We start from the raw sequence: 582 nt of genomic DNA, 5'->3' as shown, positions 1-582 counted from the left end.
TAGAGGAGGAGTCGGCGTGAGCGAGCCCTTCCCCGGCTTCCCGGCCGTGGCCCGGGCGACGGCCATCCCGAACCTCTTCTTCACGGCGGTGCTCCCCAGGCTGCGGAGCCCCGCCGCGCTTCTCGCCTTCCTCTGGGTGGCCCGCTGTTCCCAGGAACGCCGCGGCGCACCGGCGTTCGTCCCCGTCCGCGAGCTCGCCTCCGACGAAGCCGTCCGCGCGGCCTTCGCCCGCCTCGCAGGCTCCGCCGACCGCCTCGATGACGGCCTGCGCGAATGCCTCGAGCTGGGTCTCCTCCTCGCCGCCGAGCTCGACACGCCGCAGGGCCGCGAGCGCTGCTACGGGCTGAACACCCCCCAGAACCGCCGGGCGCTAGCCGGGGCGGGCACCGCCGTCGTCGCGTCGGCACCGGCGGCTGCCGCCCCGCGGCCCGATATCTTCCGCCTCTACGAAGAGCACATCGGCACCATCACCCCCATCGTCGCCGAACGCCTGCTGGAAGCCGCCGAGCGGTACCCCCAGGCGTGGATCGAAGACGCCTTCCGCGAGGCCGCCCTGCGGAACGTCCGCAACTGGCGGTACAT

The 582-nt window shown here is 73.7% G+C and carries 1 protein-coding gene; it reads left to right on the top strand.

The genetic code is table 11. The features are described from left to right. Positions 1-16: 16 nt before the first annotated feature. Positions 17-582, top strand: a 566-nt coding sequence (locus N2041_RS14680) for a hypothetical protein (protein ID WP_297679367.1), incomplete at its 3' end; no start/stop codon positions are given.

Source organism: Tepidiforma sp., from assembly GCF_026419595.1.
Classification (GTDB): Bacteria; Chloroflexota; Dehalococcoidia; order Tepidiformales; family Tepidiformaceae; genus Tepidiforma.
The sequence above is the reverse complement of the archived record's forward strand: the minus strand, read 5'-3'. Positions and strand labels throughout refer to the sequence as shown.